18 protein-coding genes are annotated in these 19,369 nt (G+C 73.7%); 16 read left to right on the top strand and 2 right to left on the bottom strand.

Annotated features, from left to right (window positions below):
• Positions 1 to 41 precede the first annotated feature (41 nt).
• Complete coding sequence (locus tag D7M15_RS01570) at positions 42 to 689, top strand: vitamin K epoxide reductase family protein (protein WP_121515832.1); 648 nt, start codon at positions 42 to 44, stop codon at positions 687 to 689.
• A 97-nt stretch (positions 690 to 786) separates the two neighbouring features.
• Positions 787 to 2,151, top strand: coding sequence for a replication-associated recombination protein A (locus D7M15_RS01565; protein WP_121515831.1), 1,365 nt, complete (start codon positions 787 to 789; stop codon positions 2,149 to 2,151).
• A gap of 106 nt (positions 2,152 to 2,257) precedes the next feature.
• Here D7M15_RS01565 and D7M15_RS01560 read toward each other — a convergent pair whose 3' ends face one another.
• On the bottom strand, positions 2,258 to 3,106 hold the full coding sequence (locus tag D7M15_RS01560; protein WP_240649083.1) for a DUF2470 domain-containing protein: 849 nt from the start codon (positions 3,104 to 3,106) through the stop codon (positions 2,258 to 2,260).
• Between the two features lie 56 nt (positions 3,107 to 3,162).
• Here D7M15_RS01560 and rpsD point away from each other — a divergent pair, with 56 nt between their 5' ends.
• Positions 3,163 to 3,774 carry a 30S ribosomal protein S4 gene (gene rpsD, locus D7M15_RS01555; RefSeq protein ID WP_121515829.1) on the top strand — a complete coding sequence of 204 codons (612 nt, stop codon included), beginning with the start codon at positions 3,163 to 3,165 and terminating at the stop codon, positions 3,772 to 3,774.
• Positions 3,775 to 3,873: 99 nt separating this feature from the next.
• Here the strand turns inward: rpsD and D7M15_RS01550 are convergent, their stop codons facing one another.
• Positions 3,874 to 6,201, bottom strand: a complete 2,328-nt coding sequence (locus tag D7M15_RS01550; protein ID WP_206337303.1) for an AAA family ATPase — start codon at positions 6,199 to 6,201, stop codon at positions 3,874 to 3,876.
• A gap of 201 nt (positions 6,202 to 6,402) precedes the next feature.
• On the opposite strand from D7M15_RS01550, the gene D7M15_RS01545 reads away from it, so the two are divergent.
• The 13 genes from D7M15_RS01545 (at position 6,403) to efp (ending at position 19,369) form a co-directional block, all read left to right on the top strand.
• Positions 6,403 to 6,852 (top strand): DUF948 domain-containing protein, encoded by a 450-nt coding sequence (locus D7M15_RS01545; RefSeq protein WP_121515828.1) that lies wholly within the window; start codon positions 6,403 to 6,405, stop codon positions 6,850 to 6,852.
• Between the two features lie 8 nt (positions 6,853 to 6,860).
• Complete coding sequence (locus D7M15_RS01540; RefSeq protein ID WP_121515827.1) at positions 6,861 to 7,277, top strand: DUF6167 family protein; 417 nt, start codon at positions 6,861 to 6,863, stop codon at positions 7,275 to 7,277.
• Positions 7,277 to 9,940 carry an alanine--tRNA ligase gene (gene alaS / locus D7M15_RS01535; RefSeq protein WP_121515826.1) on the top strand — a complete coding sequence of 888 codons (2,664 nt, stop codon included), beginning with the start codon at positions 7,277 to 7,279 and terminating at the stop codon, positions 9,938 to 9,940. The genes D7M15_RS01540 and alaS overlap by 1 nt, the downstream gene beginning before the upstream one ends.
• Positions 9,940 to 10,404: a Holliday junction resolvase RuvX gene (ruvX, locus tag D7M15_RS01530; protein WP_121515825.1), complete on the top strand. Its 465-nt coding sequence runs from the start codon at positions 9,940 to 9,942 to the stop codon at positions 10,402 to 10,404. Before alaS ends, ruvX begins: the two co-directional genes overlap by 1 nt.
• Before the next feature lie 124 nt (positions 10,405 to 10,528).
• Positions 10,529 to 12,283 (top strand): endolytic transglycosylase MltG, encoded by a 1,755-nt coding sequence (mltG, locus tag D7M15_RS01525; protein WP_121515824.1) that lies wholly within the window; start codon positions 10,529 to 10,531, stop codon positions 12,281 to 12,283.
• A complete protein-coding gene (locus D7M15_RS01520) occupies positions 12,283 to 13,146 on the top strand; it encodes a shikimate dehydrogenase (protein ID WP_121515823.1) in 864 nt (287 codons plus the stop codon). Before mltG ends, D7M15_RS01520 begins: the two co-directional genes overlap by 1 nt.
• 91 nt (positions 13,147 to 13,237) lie before the next feature.
• Positions 13,238 to 14,422: a chorismate synthase gene (gene aroC / locus D7M15_RS01515; protein WP_121515822.1), complete on the top strand. Its 1,185-nt coding sequence runs from the start codon at positions 13,238 to 13,240 to the stop codon at positions 14,420 to 14,422.
• A complete protein-coding gene (locus D7M15_RS01510; protein ID WP_121515821.1) occupies positions 14,419 to 14,934 on the top strand; it encodes a shikimate kinase in 516 nt (171 codons plus the stop codon). Before aroC ends, D7M15_RS01510 begins: the two co-directional genes overlap by 4 nt.
• Positions 14,931 to 16,025: a 3-dehydroquinate synthase gene (aroB, locus tag D7M15_RS01505; RefSeq protein ID WP_121515820.1), complete on the top strand. Its 1,095-nt coding sequence runs from the start codon at positions 14,931 to 14,933 to the stop codon at positions 16,023 to 16,025. Before D7M15_RS01510 ends, aroB begins: the two co-directional genes overlap by 4 nt.
• On the top strand, positions 16,022 to 16,465 hold the full coding sequence (gene aroQ / locus D7M15_RS01500; RefSeq protein WP_121515819.1) for a type II 3-dehydroquinate dehydratase: 444 nt from the start codon (positions 16,022 to 16,024) through the stop codon (positions 16,463 to 16,465). The genes aroB and aroQ overlap by 4 nt, the downstream gene beginning before the upstream one ends.
• 106 nt (positions 16,466 to 16,571) lie before the next feature.
• A complete protein-coding gene (locus D7M15_RS01495; RefSeq protein WP_121515818.1) occupies positions 16,572 to 17,498 on the top strand; it encodes an AAA family ATPase in 927 nt (308 codons plus the stop codon).
• 141 nt (positions 17,499 to 17,639) lie between these two features.
• Entirely contained in the window at positions 17,640 to 18,746 is a 1,107-nt protein-coding gene (locus D7M15_RS01490; RefSeq protein WP_121515817.1) for a M24 family metallopeptidase, read from the top strand.
• A 56-nt stretch (positions 18,747 to 18,802) separates the two neighbouring features.
• Positions 18,803 to 19,369 (top strand): elongation factor P, encoded by a 567-nt coding sequence (efp, locus tag D7M15_RS01485; protein WP_121515816.1) that lies wholly within the window; start codon positions 18,803 to 18,805, stop codon positions 19,367 to 19,369.

Raw genomic sequence — 19,369 nt, 5'->3', positions numbered from 1 at the left:
AGCGGACGCTCGACTTCGACGAATGACGGGACGACAGCGCTATGACGACGACGGCACCCCCCGGTAACGCCCCGGCCCGGCAGGACGGGACCAGTACGGGTGCCGTCGGCGCCGGCCGCGCCTTCGGCTGGCTGCTGATCATCACCGGGGCGGCGGGCCTGCTGGCCTCCTGGGTGATCACGATCGACAAGACGAAGATCCTGGAGGCGAAGGCGGAGGGCAAGACCTTCACGCCGGGGTGCAGCCTCAACCCCATCGTCTCCTGCGGCAACATCATGGAGAGCGACCAGGCGTCCGCCTTCGGCTTCTCCAACCCGATGCTCGGGCTCGTCGCGTACGGGATCGTGATCTGCGTCGGGGTCGGCCTGCTGACGGGCGCCACCTTCCCACGCTGGTACTGGCTGGCGTTCAACGCGGGCACGCTGTTCGGCGTCGGGTTCGTGACCTGGCTCCAGTACCAGTCGCTGTACGAGATCAACTCCCTCTGCCTGTGGTGCTGCCTGGCGTGGGTCGCGACGATCTTCATGTTCTGGTACGTGACCGGGTTCAACATGCGGCAGCGCTTCCTGCCCGCGCCCGCCGGGCTCCGGGACCTCGCGGCCGAGTTCCACTGGGTCGTGCCGGTCCTGCACGTCGGCGTCATCGGCATGATGGTGCTGACGCGCTGGTGGGACTTCTGGACGAGCTGACGAACGCCACGCCCGCGCGGGCGGCGGCCGGTCCCCCGTGAAGGGGAGCCTGCCGCCGCCCGCCGCGTTGTCGGTGCCGTGACTTAGGGTTTCCGACGTGGAACCCGACCTGTTCACCGCCGCCGCCGAGGAGCGCCAGGCCACCGACCCGTCCGCCAGCCCGCTGGCCGTGCGGATGCGTCCGCGCGTCCTGGACGAGGTGGTCGGCCAGGGGCACCTGCTGCGCCCCGGATCACCCCTGCGCCGACTCGTCGGCGAGTCCGGCGGCGGCCCCGCGGGCCCGTCGTCCGTGCTGCTCTGGGGTCCGCCCGGCACCGGCAAGACCACCCTGGCGTACGTCGTCAGCCAGGCCACCGACAAGCGTTTCGTCGAGCTGTCCGCGATCACCGCCGGGGTGAAGGAGGTCCGGGCCGTCATCGAGGGCGCCAAGCGCTCCTCGGGGGCGTACGGGAAGGACACCGTCCTCTTCCTCGACGAGATCCACCGCTTCAGCAAGGCACAGCAGGACTCCCTGCTGCCCGCCGTCGAGAACCGCTGGGTGACGCTGATCGCGGCCACCACGGAGAACCCGTACTTCTCGGTGATCTCCCCGCTGCTCTCCCGCTCCCTGCTCCTCACACTGGAGCCGCTGAGCGACGACGACCTGCGCGGCCTGCTGATACGGGCGGCGGCCGAGGAGCGCGGGCTCGGCGGCGCGGTCACGCTGCCCGACGACGCCGTCGCGTATCTGCTGCGGATCGCGGGCGGCGACGCCCGCCGGGCGCTCACCGCGCTGGAGGCGGGCGCGGGCGCGGCGCTGGCGAAGGGGGAGACGGAGGTCGCCGTCGCGACGCTGGAGGAGGCGGTCAACCGGGCGGCGGTGACGTACGACCGGGACGGCGACCAGCACTACGACGTGGCGAGCGCCCTGATCAAGTCCATCCGCGGCTCCGACGTGGACGCGGCCCTGCACTACCTGGCGCGCATGATCGAGGCGGGCGAGGACCCGCGGTTCATCGCGCGACGGCTGATGATCTCGGCGAGCGAGGACATCGGCCTGGCCGATCCGAGCGCGCTCCAGACGGCCGTCGCGGCGGCGCAGGCCGTGGCGATGATCGGTTTCCCCGAGGCCCGCATCACGCTCGGGCACGCGACGGTGGCGCTGGCCCTCGCGCCCAAGTCCAACGCGGCGTACGTCGCGATCGACGCGGCCCTCGCGGACGTACGGGCGGGGCTGGCCGGTCCGGTGCCGCCGCATCTGCGCGACAGCCACTACAAGGGGTCGGCGTCGCTCGGCCACGGCAAGGGATACCAGTACCCGCACGACGTGCCCGGCGGCATCGCCGCGCAGCAGTACGCGCCGGACGCGGTGCACGGCAAGCGTTACTACGAGCCGACGCGGCACGGCGCGGAGGCGCGGTACGCGGACGTGGCCGAGCGGGTACGGGCGCGACTGCGGGGTGAGCGCCACGGGGAGGAGTGAGCGGCCGCGTCCGGGGCGTGCGGCGGGTCCGGGGCCTGTGCCGCGTACGGGGCGTGCGCGGCGGGCGGTGCGCCCCCGTCCGCTCCCGTGCGTCCGCCGGTCCCGGTCACCGCTCCGTGGCGGCGGCCTGGAACAACTGGTGCATGGCGAGCCGCAGTTCGGCCACGTCCCGCACGGGCTCGGGGAACTCGAAGCGCGCGTCGAAGCACCGCCCGGTGGCGGAGAAGCGCACCCGCAGTCCGTGCCGGTCCAGCGCCAGCGGCGTCACCTGGTCCCAACTGCCGCAGTCCCGCAGGAAGTCGTCGCCCAGCAGCGCGCACAGCTCGCGCATCCGCCCGTCGTGCGCGGCCGCGAGGTGCTGGAGCAGCTCCGCCTCGTGCCCCGCCAGCGGGTCGGGCCGCGCGGCGGCGAAGTCCTCCGGCTCGATCTGCTCGGCGCCCCACAGGTCGTCCACGTACGCCTCGCCGACCTCCAGCCGCAGCAGCATCCGCCCCGCGCCCGCGGCGGGCGCCGACGGCTGCGCCTCGGTGAGCAGCCGGGCGTACGCGGCGCGTTGGCCGTTCCGTACGGCCGTCAGCCACCCGGCGACCCAGGCGCGCCCGCGGATGCGGTGCGGCACGGAGACGGGGGCGACGTCGGTGATCTCCATCACGGTGGTGATGTCGTCGTCCTGCGCGTACGCGGCGGCGCGTGCCGCCGGGGCGTCTGCGGGGAGCAGCAGGATCAGGTCCCCGTCGGGGGTGACGGCGCGGGCGTCCGGGCACCACGACCCGAGCGGATCGGGCGCTACGGCACCCTCGGTGCCGGGGAGGGTCAGCGAGGCGGTTAGGCTGGACTCCACGAGGGTTCGTATGCGCTCGGCCGCAGTGGGCTGCCGGGCGTCTTCCACGGGACGCGGCTGACCCGTTCCGGCATCGGCATCGGTGCTGGACAGGGGGATCCCAGGTCGAAACATGCGTACTCCTCCAACTAAGGTAAGGCTCACCTAACTTACACGGAGGTCCGTTCAACGTGAACCAGTCGCGTCCCAAGGTCAAGAAGTCGCGGGCACTCGGTATCGCCCTGACTCCGAAGGCCGTGAAGTACTTCGAGCAGCGCCCCTACCCCCCGGGCGAGCACGGTCGTGGTCGCAAGCAGAACAGCGACTACAAGGTGCGTCTGCTGGAGAAGCAGCGTCTGCGCGCGCAGTACGACATCAGCGAGCGCCAGATGGTGCGTGCCTACGACCGCGCTCGGAAGGTCGACGGCAAGACGGGCGAGGCCCTGATCATCGAGCTTGAGCGCCGTCTGGACGCGCTCGTCCTGCGGTCCGGTCTGGCCCGCACCATCTACCAGGCCCGGCAGATGGTCGTGCACGGCCACATCGCGGTCAACGACCGCAAGGTCGACAAGCCGTCGTTCCGGGTGCGCCCCGACGACGTCGTGCAGGTGCGCGAGCGCAGCCGCAGCAAGCACCCGTTCCTGGTCGCCCGCGAGGGTGGCTACGCTCCCGACGGTGAGACCCCGCGCTACCTCCAGGTCAACCTGGAGGCGCTCGCCTTCCGTCTGGACCGCGACCCGAACCGGAAAGAGATCCCGGTGATCTGCGACGAGCAGATGGTCGTCGAGTACTACGCGCGCTGAGCGCCGTACCGTACTCCCGGCGCCCGCCGGGGGCGGGCGGGACGCGATGAGCCGGTCACCGTACGCGGTGCCGACCGGCTGACGCCCCCGCCGTGGCGGCTAGGGCCGCCACGCCCCCGGTGCGCCGAACTCGCGCGGTCGACCCTCGGTCGGCCGCGCGTCGGCGTTCTCGGAGCCGGACCGGGTCCCGGCCTCCACGGCCGAGGGACCCGGCTCCTCCCCGTGCGCCGCCCGCTGCGCGGCCGCCGTCCGCCCGCGCCGCGCCCGTACCTCGGCGCGGACCACCGCGCGGAGCCCGCGCCGCCGCCCGCGCAGCCGGGCCGCCTCGTACGCCGCCCCGCCCAGCGCCGCCCGCGCCGCCTCGCGCGCCCGCGCGCCGTGGTCCTCGCCCCGCGCGCCGTACGACGGGTGCCGCGGCCCCGCCGTACGCCAGCCGCAGGACGCTGCCCCCAGCAGTTCCGCCGCGTGCTCCGGCGCCTCGGCCACGGTCAGCAGCGCCAGCGTCTCCAGCGCCAGCGCCATCCCCAGGACGTCGTCCAACTCCCGCTTCAGCGTGAGGGACGCGACGACCAGGGCGGTCGCCCGGTCCCGCTCCCCGCCCGCGAGACGGGCGTGCGCCAGGGCGTACAGCGCGTACGACAGCGCCCACTGCTCGCCGCTGTCCACCAGCACCTCCCGGGCCTCCTCGCCGAGGGCGACGGCCGCCGCGGTCTCCCCGTCGCGGGCGTACGCCAGTGCCAGCATCACCTGCGCCAGGACCACGAGCGTGTTCAGCTCGCCGAGGCCGCGGAAGCGCTCCACGGCCTCCGTCAGCAGCGTCTTCGCGCGCGCCGGATCGCCGTCGGTGAGCGCCAGGCAGCCCAGTATCTGCGTCGCGTACGCCGTGGCCGCCGCGTCGTCGTGCGCCTCCGCCAGGTCCAGGCACTCGTGCAGCGCGCCGAGCGCGCGGACGGTGTCCGCGCGCAGCGCGTGCAGCAGGCCCGCCGCCCACAGCGCCTTCGCCCGTACCTCCGGCTGGTGGCCCTCGACGGCCAGCGTCCGCTCCAACCAGTGGCTGCCCTCGGCCAGTCGGCCGCACACGACCCAGTGGAACCACAGCGTCCCGGCCAGGTACTGGCCGAGGTGCGGGTCCTCCGCGCTCTCCAGGCTGTACTCCAGCGCCACCCGGAGGTTCGGCAGCTCCTGCTCCAGCCGCGCGGTGACCTCCGCCTGCCGCGGGCTGAACCAGTCCAGCTCGCACCAGGTCGCCAGCCCCAGGTACCAGTCGCGGTGCCGTTGCCGCAGCCGGTCCCGGTCGCCCAACTCGGCCAGCCAGTCGGCGCCGTACTCCCGTACGGTGTCCAGCAGCCGGTAACGCGCCTGCCCGTCCGCGCCGTCCCGCTCCTCCCGTACGACGACGGACTGCGCGACGAGCCCGTCCAGCGCGGGCAGCACCCGGTCGGCGGGGAGGTCGCCGCCCGCGCACAGGTACTCGGCCGCCTCCAGCCCGAAGTCGCCGCCGAAGACCGACAGCCGCGCCCACAGCAGGCGTTCCTCCGGCGTGCACAGTTCGTGGCTCCAGCCGATCGCCGTACGCAGCGCCCGGTGCCGTGGCGCGTGCCCGTGCGCGGAGCCCGTCAGCAGCGTGAACCGGTCGTCGAGGCGCTGCGTGATCTGCTGGAGCGACAGCGCGCGCAGCCGTCCCGCCGCCAGCTCCACGGCGAGCGGGATGCGGTCGAGCCGCGCGCACAACTCCCGTACGGCGGCGGGCCGTCCGCCCGTACCGCCCGACGAGCCGAAGCCGGGCAGCACGGCCGAGGCGCGCTCGCGGAACAGCTCGGCGGCGTCCTCCTCGCTCAGCGGGCCCAGCGGGAAGTCCTGTTCACCGGCGACGCCGAGCGTGCGGCGGCCCGTGGCCAGCACCCGCAGGCCGGGGGAGCGGCGCAGCAGGTCCTCGGTCAGCTCCGCGCACTCGGGCACCAGGTGCTCGACGCCGTCCAGCACGAGCAGGGCGGAGCCGGTCGCGAAGTGCCGGTGCAGGGTGGAGCGCGGCGAGTGGCCGCCGCGGTCCGACAGCCCCAACGCCTCGACCACGGCGTGGTCCAGGAGCGCGCCGTCCCGCAGGGTGGACAGCTCGACCAGCCACACACCGCCGCAGAAGCGATTTTGCACGCGCGCCGCGCAGTACCCCGCCAGCCGCGTCTTCCCCATCCCGCCCATGCCGGTGACCGTGACGAGCCGGGACGCCGCCATCCGCAGGCAGAGCCGGGCCGCTTCGGAACGGCGCCCCACGAACCGGTCGAGCGGAACGGGGAGATTGCCCGGGAGGGGGTCGGGCTGGTCGCCGGAGGGCGCGGACCCGCCGGGACCGGCGGCCGGGTCGGGGCCGTCACCTGGACCGTCGCCGTAGTCCCGGGAGTTGGGGCCGGAGCGCGGGAAGCGTCGCATGAAACACGGAGCGTACTTGCCGGCGCGCGGACCGTACAATCGCCCGGGGCGGGCGCGTCGCGGTGGGCGACGACAGGCGCTTTATGCGGTGGGGTCGAGCCGCCGCGGCGCGATAGGGTCGGTAGTCCGCCGCCGCGCCCGGAGCGGTCCGCGTCCCACGGGCGGCGGCCGACCCCGTACAGACGAAGGAAGCGGTGCAGCGTGTCCGGTGGAGAGGTGGCCGGCCTCCTCGTGGCCGTCTTCTGGGCGATCCTGGTGTCGTTCCTCGCCGTCGTGCTGGTGAGACTCGCGCAGACGCTCAAGGCGGCCACCGAACTGGTGACGAGCGTGACGGAACGGGCCGTTCCGCTGCTCGGGGAGGCGTCCGCGACCGTACGCTCCGCGCAGACGCAGCTGGACCGGGTCGACTCGATCGCCACCGACGTCCAGGAAGTCACCGCCAACGCCTCCGCGCTCTCCACCACCGTCTCGTCCGTCTTCGGCGGACCGCTGGTCAAGGTGGCGTCCTTCGGGTACGGCGTGCGCCGCGCGCTCGGCCGCCAGCGCGACGGGGAGTCCGAACGGAGCGCTCCCACGCGCCGGACCCGGGTCGTCCCCGGACGCACGCTGTCCACCGACAGGCGCGGCGGCCGCAACCGTGGAAAGGGCTGATCCGCACCATGTTCCGCCGAGCCTTCTGGTTCACCACCGGCGCCGCCGCGGGCGTCTGGGCCACGAACAAGGCCCACCGCAAGCTGCGCAGCCTCACCCCCGAGTCGCTCGCCGCGCGCGCGGCCGACAAGGCGATCGAGACCGGTCACCGGCTCCGCGACTTCGCCGTCGACGTACGCACCGGCATGGTGCAGCGCGAGGACGAACTCCACGACGCCCTCGGCCTCGACGCCCCCGTCGACGCGGACCACCCCGAACTCCCCGCGCGCGTCGCCCCGGCGTCCCGCGCGGCGCGGCCCCTCGGCCCGCCCCCGCGCGCGCCGCAGCTCGGCCACCAGGCACGCCCCCGTACGCACGGGCAGGCGCGCACCGACACGGGCCACCCGCACCCGACACACCCGTACGACCGGAATGAGGACCACTGATGGAGTCGGCTGAAATCCGCCGCCGCTGGCTGCGCTTCTTCGAGGAGCGCGGGCACACCGTCGTGCCGTCGGCGTCGCTCATCGCGGACGACCCGACGCTGCTCCTCGTGAACGCGGGTATGGTCCCCTTCAAGCCCCTCTTCCTCGGCGAGGTCAAGCCGCCGTACGCGCGCGCCACCAGCGTGCAGAAGTGCGTGCGCACGCCCGACATCGAAGAGGTCGGCAAGACGACCCGGCACGGCACGTTCTTCCAGATGTGCGGCAACTTCTCCTTCGGCGACTACTTCAAGGAAGGCGCCGCGAAGTTCGCCTGGGAGCTGCTCACCCTCTCCCAGGACGACGGCGGTTACGGGCTCGACCCCGAGCTGCTCTGGATCACGGTCTACGAGGACGACGACGACGCCTGGCACATCTGGCACGACACCGTCGGCGTCCCCGCCGAGCGCATCCAGCGCCTCGGCAAGTCGGAGAACTACTGGGACATGGGCGTCCCCGGCCCCTGCGGCCCCTGCTCCGAGGTGCACTACGACCGCGGCCCGGAGTTCGGCGTCGAGGGCGGCCCGATCGCCAACGACGAGCGCTACGTGGAGATCTGGAACCTGGTCTTCATGCAGTACGAGCGCGGCGCGGGCACCGGCAAGGACTACCCGATCCTCGGTGACCTGCCCAGCCAGAACATCGACACCGGCCTCGGCCTCGAACGCCTCGCGATGATCCTCCAGGGCGTCCACAACATGTTCGAGATCGACACCACGCGCATGATCATCGACCGCGCCACCGGGCTGACGGGTGTCGCGTACGGCGCCGCGGACCACAGCGACGTGTCGCTGCGCGTCGTCGCGGACCACATCCGTACCGCCGTCATGCTGATCGGCGACGGCGTGACCCCGGGCAACGAGGGGCGCGGCTACGTCCTGCGCCGCATCATGCGCCGCGCCATCCGCAACATGCGCATCCTCGGCGCCTCCGGGCCCACGGTCGCGGAGCTGACGGACACCGTCATCAAGGCCATGGGCCCGCAGTACCCGGAGCTGGAGACGGACCGCAAGCGCATCGAGACCGTCGCCCTCGCGGAGGAGGCCGCCTTCCTCAAGACGCTGAAGGCGGGCACCAACATCCTCGACACCGCCGTGACGGAGACCCGTTCCGGCGGGGGCACCGTACTCGCCGGTGACAAGGCGTTCCTGCTGCACGACACCTGGGGCTTCCCCATCGACCTCACCCTGGAGATGGCCGCCGAACAGGGCCTCTCGGTCGACGAGCAGGGCTTCCGGCGGCTGATGAAGGAGCAGCGCGAACGGGCCAAGGCCGACGCCCGCTCCAAGAAGCAGGGCCACGCCGACCTGTCCGCGTACCGCCAGGTCGCCGACTCCTCCGGCACCACCGTCTTCACCGGGTACACCGCCACCGAGGGCGAGTCCGCCGTCGTCGGGCTGCTCGTCGACGGGGTGCCCGCGCCCGCCGCCCACGAGGGCGACGACGTCGAACTGGTCCTGGACCGTACGCCGTTCTACGCCGAGGGCGGCGGCCAGCTCGCGGACACCGGCCGCATCCGGCTGGACAGCGGCGCCGTCGTGGACGTACGGGACGTGCAGCAGCCCGTGCCCGGCGTCAGCGTGCACAAGGGCACCGTGCAGGTCGGCGAGGTGACCGTCGGCGCGACCGCGTACAGCCAGATCGACCTGGCCCGGCGCCGTTCCATCGCCCGTGCCCACAGCGCCACGCACCTCACGCACCAGGCGCTGCGCGACGCCCTCGGGCCGACCGCCGCGCAGGCCGGTTCGGAGAACTCGCCGGGCCGCTTCCGCTTCGACTTCGGTTCCCCGGCCGCCGTGCCCGGCGGTGTGCTGACCGACGTCGAGCAGAAGATCAACGAGGTGCTCGCCCGTGAACTCGACGTCTCCGCCGAGGTGATGTCCATCGACGAGGCCAAGAAGCAGGGCGCGCTCGCGGAGTTCGGCGAGAAGTACGGCGAGCAGGTCCGCGTCGTGTCCATCGGCGACTTCTCCAAGGAGCTGTGCGGCGGCACCCACGTGCACAACACCGCGCAGCTGGGCCTGGTGAAGCTGCTCGGCGAGTCCTCCATCGGCTCCGGCGTGCGCCGCGTCGAGGCCCTGGTGGGCGTGGACGCGTACCGCTTCCTGGCCCGCGAGCACACCGTCGTCTCGCAGCTCACCGAGCTGGTCAAGGGGCGGCCCGAGGAGCTGCCGGAGAAGATCTCCGGGATGCTCGGCAAGCTCAAGGACGCGGAGAAGGAGATCGAGCGGTTCCGCGCCGAGAAGGTCCTCCAGGCCGCCGGTGGTCTCGCGGACTCCGCCAGGGACGTACGGGGCGTCGCCCTCGCCCTCGGCCGCGTGCCGGACGGCACGACCGCCGACGACCTGCGCACCCTCGTGCTCGACGTCCGCAGCCGCCTCCAGGGACGGCCCGCGGTGGTCGCGCTGTTCACCGTGACGGGCGGCCGCCCGCTCACCGTCATCGCGACGAGCGACGGCGCGCGCGACCGCGGCCTGAAGGCCGGTGACCTGGTGCGTGCCGCGGCCAAGACGCTCGGCGGCGGGGGCGGCGGCAAGCCGGACCTGGCGCAGGGCGGCGGGCAGGACCCGGACGCGGTGGACGCCGCGATGGCCGCCGTGGAGCGCCTGGTGGCGGAGAGCGCCTGATGAGACGTGGCCGACGGCTCGCCGTCGACGTGGGGGAGGCCCGGATCGGGGTCGCGGCGAGCGACCCCGACGGGCTCCTCGCCACGCCCGTCGAGACCGTCCCCGGCCGTGACGCGGTGTCAGCGCACCGCAGGCTGGGGGAGCTGGTCGCGGAGTACGAGCCGCTGGAGGTCGTCGTCGGCCTGCCCCGGTCCATGAACGGCCGGGAGGGCCCGGCGGCGGCCAAGGCGCGCGCGTTCGCGGACCGGCTCGCGCGGGCCGTCACCCCTGTGCCCGTACGCCTCGTCGACGAGCGACTGAGCACCGTGACGGCTGCTCAGGGCATGCGCGCCTCCGGCGTCAACGCCAAGAAGGGGCGGGCGCGGATCGACCAGGCGGCGGCCGTCGTGATCCTCCAGAGCGCGCTGGAGACCGAACGGGCGTCCGGCCGGCCGCCGGGGCAGTGCGTCGAAGTGGTTGTCTGATCGCGGTACGGTAACGTCCGGCGCGACACGGCAACTGTTCGAACACCACCAACGCCGCGGGTAGTCAGGACCGTCGCGTCATCAGCGCGCACATCACGCTGCCGTCCGCGGCGCAAGGGGATCGATGACTGAGCATGGCCGGGGCACCGGCTCCCAACCGTGGTACCCCGACGACCCGTTGTTCGGGGACCAGGGCTGGGACGGCAACCACCCCGCCGCCCGGCAGGCGGACCCGTACGCCGATCCGTACGCGGGGCAGTACCAGCAGGGTCAGGGCGAGGTCTACCCGCAGGGGCAGCCGTACGGGCCGGGCGGTGATCCGTACGGGCAGCAGCAGGACCCGTACGGCACCGGCGGTCACCCGCAGTACGACCCGTACGCGGGCGGCGGGCAGCAGGGCCAGACGTACCAGGACCCGCAGCAGGCGGCGTACGGCGGTGGCTGGGACCAGCAGGGTCAGGGCGAGGTCTACCCGCAGGGGCAGCCGTACGGGCCGGGCGGTGATCCGTACGGGCAGCAGCAGGACCCGTACGGCACCGGCGGCCATCCGCAGTACGACCCGTACGCGGGCGGCGGGCAGCAGGGCTCGCACGGCCAGGCCGGGCCCGGCGCGCCGCAGCGCCAGGACCACCCCGGCGGGGACACCGGCTGGGACGACGGCCAGGGCCCGGACTGGGACCCCGGACCGGACCGCGGGGAGCACGCGTTCTTCGCCGACCGCGACGACGACGCCGACCGCGGCCGGGGCCGCGACGGCGCGGACGGCGGCCGGGACGGCGACGACGGGTACGACGACGAGGACGACGGCCGTCGCGGTCGCCGCGGCGGCGGCACCAAGCGGCGGGGCGGCTGCGCCTGCATGGTCGTCGCCCTCGGCCTGACCAGCGTGGTCGGCGGCATCGGCTACTTCGGCTACCAGTTCTACGAGTCCCGCTTCGGCGACGCCCCGGACTACTCCGGCGACGGCAGCGGCAGCGTCCAGGTGGACGTACCCGAGGGCTCCTCGCTGTCCGACATGGGGAACATCCTCAAGAAGGCCGGAGTGGTCAAGAGCCACGACGCGTTCGTGTCCGCGGCCGAGGAGAACGGGAAGTCCGCGGGCATCCACGCGGGCGTCTACACGTTGAAGAAGGAGATGTCCGCGTCGTCGGCCATCGACATGATGCTCGACCCGGCCAGCCAGAGCGCCCTCATCATCCCCGAGGGACTGCGGGCCACGCAGATCTACGAACTGATCGACAAGAAGCTGGAGAAGAAGCCGGGCACCACCAAGAAGGCCGCCGCCGACGGCGACCTGGGCCTGCCGGAGTGGGCCGACGGGAACCCGGAGGGACTGCTGTTCCCCGCCAAGTACACGGTGGGGCCGAAGAGTTCGCCGGAGAGCGTGCTCAAGGGCATGGTCAAGCGCGCCGAGGCCGAGTTCCAGAAGGTGGGGCTGGAGGCCGAGGCGAAGAAGCTCGACAGGACCCCGGAGGAGATCGTCGCGATCGCCTCGCTGATCCAGGCCGAGGCCCAGGAGGACGCCGACTTCGGCAAGGTCTCCCGGGTCATCTACAACCGGCTGGACGACGGCATGGCCCTCCAGTTCGACTCGACCATCAACTACGCCAAGGGCGAGTCGAAGCTCAACACCACCGTCGAGGACACCAAGTTCGACTCGCCGTACAACACGTACCTGCACGACGGACTGCCGCCCGGCCCCATCGACAACCCGGGCAACCAGGCACTCGACGCCGCGCTCGACCCGACCGCGGGCGACTGGCTGTTCTTCGTCAGCGTCAAGCCCGGCGAGACCCGCTTCACCGCCAGCCACACCGAACACGAGAAGAACGTCCAGGACTTCAACGACTACCAGCGCGAACACGGGAACGGCGGCTGATGTCCGCGCCCGGCCACCGGCGGGCCGCCGTACTCGGCTCACCCATCGCCCACTCGCTCTCCCCGGTGCTGCACCGCACCGCGTACGCCGCACTCGGCCTGGCGGAGTGGACGTACGAGCGGTACGAGGTCGACGAGTCCGGCATCGGCGACTTCCTGCGCGACTTCGGCGCCGAGTGGGCCGGGCTGTCCCTCACCATGCCGCTCAAGCGCGTCGTCATCCCGCACCTGGACGAGGTCACCCCCACCGCCGCCGCCGTCGAGGCCGTCAACACGGTGATCCGTACGCCGGACGGCCGCCGCGTCGGGGACAACACCGACATCCACGGCATGGTCGCCGCCCTGCACGAGCGCGGCGTCGACCGCGTACCGCGCGCCGCCGTCCTCGGCGCCGGCGCCACCGCCGCCTCCGCCCTCGCCGCGCTGTCCCGCGTGTGCGCGGGCGAGGTCACGGCGTACGTACGGGGTGAGGCGCGCGCCGAGGAGATGCGCGGCTGGGGCGAACGGCTCGGCGTGGACGTCCGTACGGCGCCCTGGGCCGACGCCGCCGAGGCGCTGCGCGCCCCGCTGGTCGTCGCCACCACCCCGGCCGGGGCGACCGACGGCCTGGCCGTGGCGGGCGCGCTGCCCGCCGAGCCCGGCACGCTGTTCGACGTGGTGTACGAGCCGTGGCCCACGCCGCTGGCCGCGGCCTGGGCGCGGGCGGGCGGCACCGTCGTCGGCGGTCTCGACCTCCTCGTCCACCAGGCGGTCCTCCAGGTCGAGCAGATGACGGGCCGCGCCCCGGCCCCGTTGGCCGCGATGCGGCACGCGGGCGAGGACGCGCTCGCCGCGCGCTCGGGCGCGCCCCCGCCTCCCGGCTGAGCGGCACCGGGGGCGGCGGGCGGCGGGTGCCGCGCGTGGGAGGATCGGAGCAGGCAGACGTTGCGCTGAGGCGCGAGATCGAGGAGCACCGTTGAGCAGGTTGCGCTGGCTGACGGCGGGGGAGTCGCACGGCCCCGCACTGGTGGCGACGCTGGAGGGCCTCCCCTCCGGCGTGCCCGTGACCACCGACATGGTGGCGGACGGGCTGGCCCGTCGGCGGCTGGGCTACGGCCGCGGCGCGCGCATGAAGTTCGAGCGCGACGAGGTCACGTTCCTCGGCGGCGTACGGCACGGGCTGACGCTCGGCTCGCCGGTCGCGGTCATGGTCGGCAACACCGAGTGGCCGAAGTGGGAGCAGGTCATGTCGGCCGACCCGGTCGACCCGGAGGAGCTGGCCAAGCTCGCGCGCAACGCGCCGCTGACCCGGCCGCGCCCCGGCCACGCCGACCTGGCGGGCATGCAGAAGTACGCGTTCGGTGAGGCCCGTCCCGTGCTGGAGCGCGCCAGCGCCCGCGAGACGGCGGCCCGCGTGGCGCTCGGCACGGTCGCCCGCTCGTACCTGAGGGAGACCGCCGGGGTCGAGATCGTCTCGCACGTCGTGGAGCTGGGCGCGGCCCGCGCGCCGTACGGCCTGCACCCCGTGCCCGCCGACGTCGCCGCGCTCGACGCGGACCCCGTGCGCTGCCTGGACGCCGAGGCGAGCGGCGCGATGGTGGCCGAGGTCGACCAGGCGCACAAGGACGGCGACACCCTCGGCGGCGTGGTGGAGGTGCTGGCGTACGGCGTGCCCGTCGGCCTCGGCTCCCACGTGCACTGGGACCGCAAGCTGGACGCGCGGCTCGCCGGGGCGCTGATGAGCATCCAGGCCATCAAGGGCGTGGAGCTGGGCGACGGCTTCGAGCTGGCGCGCGTCCCCGGGTCCCGCGCGCACGACGAGATCCTCGTCACCGACCAGGGCGTACGCCGTGCCTCCGGCCGCTCCGGCGGCACCGAGGGCGGCCTGTCGACCGGTGAACTCCTGCGCGTACGGGCCGCGATGAAGCCCATCGCCACCGTCCCGCGCGCCCTCGCCACCGTCGACGTGGCCACCGGCGAGCCCGCGCAGGCGCACCACCAGCGGTCGGACGTGTGCGCCGTGCCCGCCGCCGGGATCGTCGCGGAGGCGATGGTCGCGCTGGTCCTCGCGGACGCGGTCGCGGAGAAGTTCGGCGGCGACAGCGTCGGGGAGACCCGGCGGAACGTCACGACCTACCTGGAACACCTGGAGATCACATGAGCACCCCCGTGGTCGTCCTCGTCGGCCCGCCCGGAGCCGGCAAGTCCACCGTGGGCAGGCTGCTCGCGGAACGGCTGGGCGCCGCCTACCGCGACACCGACGACGACGTCGTGGCCACCGCGGGCAAGCCGATCGCGGACCTCTTCCTCGACGACGGCGAGGCGTACTTCCGCGAACTGGAGGAGGCCGCCGTACGCGCCGCCCTCACCGGGCACGACGGCGTACTGGCGCTCGGCGGCGGCGCCGTCCTGTCCGCCGCCACCCGGCAGCTGCTGGCCGGACTGCCCGTCGCCTACCTGGAGTTGGGCGTCGCCGCGGCCGTCAAGCGGGTCGGCCTGGACGCCCCGCGCCCGCTGCTCACCGTCAACCCGCGCAAGCAGTGGCGTGACCTCATGGACCAGCGCCGCCCGCTCTACACCGAGGTCGCCCGCGCCGTCGTCAGCACCGACGAACGCGGACCCGAGGAGGTCGCACGGGCGGTCCTCGACGCATTGGAGCTCAAGCAGGTATGACCAGTGACGCACAGACGCGCATCACCGTGGACGGCAGCGCGGGCAGCGACCCGTACGACGTCCTCATCGGACGGCGGCTCCTCGGCGAACTCCCCGGCCTGATCGGCACGTCGGCCCGCCGCGTCGCCGTACTCCACCCCGAGGCGCTGGCCGAGACCGGCGAGGTGCTGCGCGCGGACCTCGCCGACAGCGGCTACGAGGCGATCGCGGTGCAGCTGCCCAACGCCGAGGAGTCCAAGACCGCCGAGGTCGCCGCGTACTGCTGGAAGGCCCTCGGCCAGAGCGGCTTCACCCGCACCGACGTGATCGTCGGCGTGGGCGGCGGCGCCACCACCGACCTCGCGGGCTTCGTCGCCGCGACCTGGCTGCGCGGCGTGCGCTGGATCGCCGTGCCGACCACCGTGCTGGGCATGGTGGACGCCGCGGTCGGCGGCAAGACCGGCATCAACACCGCCGAGGGCAAGAACCTCGTCGGCGCCTTCCACCCGCCCGCCGGGGTCCTCTGCGACCTGGCGGCCCTCGACTCGCTGCCGGTGCACGACTACGTCAGCGGCCTCGCCGAGATCATCAAGGCCGGTTTCATCGCGGACCCGGCCATCCTCGAACTCGTCGAACGCGACCCGGCCGCGGCCCGTACGCCCGAGGGCCCGCACACCGCCGAACTGATCGAGCGCTCCATCCGCGTCAAGGCGCACGTCGTCGGCTCGGACCTGAAGGAGGCGGGCCTGCGGGAGATCCTCAACTACGGGCACACCCTCGCGCACGCCATCGAGAAGAACGAGCGCTACAACTGGCGGCACGGCGCCGCCGTCTCCGTCGGCATGGTCTTCGCCGCCGAACTCGGCCGGATCTCCGGGCGGTTGGACGACGCCACCGCCGACCGGCACCGCGCGGTGCTGGAGTCCGTCGGGCTCCCCGTCACCTACCGCGGCGACCAGTGGGCGAAGCTGCTGGAGACCATGAAGGTCGACAAGAAGTCCCGCGGCGACCTGCTGCGCTTCATCGTCCTCGACGGCCTCGCCCGGCCCGCCGTGCTGGAGGGCCCCGACCCGGCCATGCTGCTGGCAGCGCACGCGGAGATCGCCGCGTGACCGCCCGCCGCGTCCTCGTGCTGAACGGCCCCAACCTCGGCCGCCTCGGCTCCCGCGAGCCCGACGTCTACGGCTCCACGTCCTACGCCGGGCTGGTCGAACGGTGCACCGCGCTCGGCGCCGAGCTGGGCTTCGACGTCGAGGTCCGGGAGACCAACGACGAGGGCGAGCTGGTCCGTTGGCTGCACGAGGCCGCCGACGGGCGCGTGCCGGTCGTGCTCAACCCCGGTGCGTTCACGCACTATTCGTACGCGATGCGGGACGCCGCCGCGCAACGGACCGCTCCGCTGATCGAGGTGCACCTCTCGAACCCGTACGCGCGGGAGGAGTTCCGTCACACCTCGGTGGTCGCGGCGGTGGCCACGGGCACCCTCGCGGGCTTCGGCGTCGGCTCGTACGCGCTGGCGCTGCGGGCCCTCGCCGAGGAGGTCTCCGGCTGAGCCGCCGGACGGGGCACCCGGTCTCTTCTCCGGTCGTTCACATGAGGACACCCGGGAGAGGTACGGTTCGGTACTGACGACACGACAACATACGGAGTGGGAGCGGATGCAGCAGTTCGGGGCGCAGCCGCCCGTCCCCCGGCCGGACCCCGTCCCGGGGCACTCGACCGGGGCCCAGCAGATTCCGCTTCCCGACGGGCCACCGCCCGCGCCGCCAGCCCAGGCCGCCTGGGCGCACGGCGCGCCGGGCCCGGTGGGCCTCGCGCCGCAGCCCGGACACGGCCCGCAGCCGGGCGGGCACGTCGCCGCCGGGCACCCCGGCGGCCCGCACGTGCCGCCGGGCTCGCCCCCGCCGCCGATGGCGCCGCCGCCCCACCGGGTGTCCGTCGACACGACCGGCTTCATCCAGCTGCCGCCCGGCGCCCGCGTCGAGGTGCCCGCGCCCGTCGCGGACCCGGCCCAACTCGACGCCACGCGCGCCTCGGTGGCCGTCCTGCTGATCGGCGCCGCGGGCGCGGGCAAGACGACCGTGGCGCAGCACTGGGCCGCGCGGCGGGCCGTGCCCACCGCGCACATCAGCCTGGACGACGTACGGGAGTGGGTCCGTTCCGGTTTCGCCGATCCGCAGACCGGCTGGAACGACAACTCCGAGGCGCAGTACCGCCTGGCCCGCCGCACCTGCGGCTTCGCCGCCCGCAACTTCCTGGCGAACGGCATCTCCTGCATCCTCGACGACGCCGTCTTCCCGGACCGCCCGGTCATCGGCCTCGGCGGCTGGAAGCGGCACGTCGGCCCCGGCCTCATCCCGGTGGTGCTGCTGCCCGGCCTGGAGGTCGTGCTGGAGCGGAACGCCGCCCGCAAGGGCAACCGGCGCCTGACCGACGAGGAGGTCGCGCGCATCCACGGCCGGATGGCGGGCTGGTACGGCTCGGGGCTGCCGATCATCGACAACTCTCGGCACGACGTGGCCACCACGGCCCGCATGCTCGACGAGGTCGTGGCGCGCAGCCTGACGAGCCCGCCGAACTGGTGAGCCCTGGGCCACCCGGCCCGCCCACCCGCGCCCCGTACACCCCGCCCGCTTCCCGTACGCCCGCACCCGCCGCGTACGCCCCGTCCCCCGCACGGCCCCTCCCGGGCGGCCGGACCCGGCGGCGGACCGTACGCTCCCGGTATGTCCGAGGTGCACGTCTCCCGTCGCGCACGTCTGCGCGAGCGCTGCGCGGCACAGGACGGGCCCGCAGGCGCGGCGCTCGTCACCCGCCCCGCCAACATCCGCTACCTGACAGGCTGCGCCCCCGCCGGGCCCGCCGCCCTGCTGCTCAGCCCCGAACCCCGCGACGTGCTGCTGGTGCCGCCCGGCACGGCCGTGTCCGTACCCGACGAGAGCCTCCGCGGCTGCGTCCTGCCCGCCACCGGAGGCGAACCGGCCGTGGGCGCCGCCGAGTTGGCCGCGCGCGCGGGCGCCCGGTCCCTCGCCGTCGAGGAGCACCACCTGACCGTCGCCCGGCACCGCGCGCTGGCCGCCGCCGCGCCCCGGCTCCGGCTGACCGGCCTCGCCTGCGCCGTGGAACAGCAGCGGCTGGTCAAGGACGAGGAGGAGATCGCCGCGCTGCGCGACGCCGCCGAGATGACCGACCAGGCGCTCGGCGAACTCCTCGAGTCGATCCTCGTCGGCCGCACCGAGCGGCACCTCGCGCTGGAGCTGGACCGCCGCCTCGTCGACCACGGCGCGGAGGGCCCGGCGTTCCCGACGTCCGTCGCCACCGGGAGCCACGCCGGGATCCCCGGGCACCGGCCGACGGACCGCCGCGTGGAGGAGGGCGACTTCCTGTCGGTGTGCCTCGGCGCCCGGCACCTCGGATACGGCTGCCAGGTCGGCCGTACGTTCGTCGTCGGCACCGCTCCCGCGGCCTGGCAGGTCGAGCTGTACGACCTGGTCTTCGCCGCTCAGCGGGCCGGGCGGGAGGCGCTGCTGCCGGGCGCCGAGTACGGCGCGGTGGACCGCGCGAGCCGCCAGGTGCTGGAGGCGGCGGGGTACGCGGACGGGCTCAGGACCGGCGTCGGGCACGGTGTCGGGCTGGAAATCCGGGAGGACCCTCGGCTGTGCCCCGCCGCCATGGGTAAACTGGACGCTTGTGTGCCGGTCACCGTCGAGCCGGGGGTCCACCTCCCGGGCCGGGGCGGTGTCCGCATCGACGACACGCTCGTCGTCCGCCCGCAGGCGGACGGCGGACCCGAGCTACTCACCATCACGACCAAGGAGCTGCTCGCGCTCTGACCACGAAGCTGCGGCTCCTGGTCCCCGCGGCAGCAGTCTCAGGAGATTCCGCAACCGTGGCTTCCACGAACGACCTCAAGAACGGCATGGTGCTCAAGCTCGACGGCGACCAGCTCTGGTCCGTCGTCGAGTTCCAGCACGTCAAGCCCGGCAAGGGCCCCGCATTCGTCCGCACCAAGCTGAAGAACGTGCTGTCCGGCAAGACCGTGGACAAGACGTTCAACGCCGGCACCAAGGTCGAGACGGCCACAGTGGACCGACGCGGGATGCAGTTCTCGTACATGGACGGCGAGTACTTCGTCTTCATGGACATGGACACGTACGACCAGATCCACGTCTCGCGTGAGGTGTGCGGCGACAGCGCCAACTACCTCGTCGAGGGCTTCGAGGCCACCGTGGCGATGTACCTGGGCAACCCGCTCTCCGTGGAGCTGCCCGCCGCCGTCGAGCTGACCATCGAGCACACCGAGCCCGGCGTGCAGGGCGACCGTTCCACCGGCGGCTCCAAGCCCGCCCGGCTGGAGACGGGTTACGAGATCGGCGTCCCCCTCTTCATCACCACCGGTGAGAAGATCAAGGTCGACACCCGCTCCGGCGAGTACCTCGGCCGGGTGAACAGCTAA

This window comes from Streptomyces sp. Z26 (assembly GCF_003665095.1).
GTDB lineage: Bacteria > Actinomycetota > Actinomycetes > Streptomycetales > Streptomycetaceae > Streptomyces > Streptomyces phytohabitans.
This window is presented reverse-complemented; position numbering and strand designations above follow the sequence as displayed.

Coding starts and splice junctions, on each gene's coding strand:
- D7M15_RS01540 (WP_121515827.1), top strand. CDS start 6,861: ATGTTCCGCCGAGCCTTCTGGTTCACCACCGGCGCCGCCGCGGGCGTC.
- D7M15_RS01550 (WP_206337303.1), bottom strand. CDS start 6,201: ATGCGACGCTTCCCGCGCTCCGGCCCCAACTCCCGGGACTACGGCGAC.
- D7M15_RS01570 (WP_121515832.1), top strand. CDS start 42: ATGACGACGACGGCACCCCCCGGTAACGCCCCGGCCCGGCAGGACGGG.
- D7M15_RS01520 (WP_121515823.1), top strand. CDS start 12,283: ATGTCCGCGCCCGGCCACCGGCGGGCCGCCGTACTCGGCTCACCCATC.
- alaS (WP_121515826.1), top strand. CDS start 7,277: ATGGAGTCGGCTGAAATCCGCCGCCGCTGGCTGCGCTTCTTCGAGGAG.
- aroB (WP_121515820.1), top strand. CDS start 14,931: ATGACCAGTGACGCACAGACGCGCATCACCGTGGACGGCAGCGCGGGC.
- D7M15_RS01495 (WP_121515818.1), top strand. CDS start 16,572: ATGCAGCAGTTCGGGGCGCAGCCGCCCGTCCCCCGGCCGGACCCCGTC.
- D7M15_RS01560 (WP_240649083.1), bottom strand. CDS start 3,106: ATGTTTCGACCTGGGATCCCCCTGTCCAGCACCGATGCCGATGCCGGA.
- mltG (WP_121515824.1), top strand. CDS start 10,529: ATGACTGAGCATGGCCGGGGCACCGGCTCCCAACCGTGGTACCCCGAC.
- ruvX (WP_121515825.1), top strand. CDS start 9,940: ATGAGACGTGGCCGACGGCTCGCCGTCGACGTGGGGGAGGCCCGGATC.
- D7M15_RS01510 (WP_121515821.1), top strand. CDS start 14,419: ATGAGCACCCCCGTGGTCGTCCTCGTCGGCCCGCCCGGAGCCGGCAAG.
- D7M15_RS01490 (WP_121515817.1), top strand. CDS start 17,640: ATGTCCGAGGTGCACGTCTCCCGTCGCGCACGTCTGCGCGAGCGCTGC.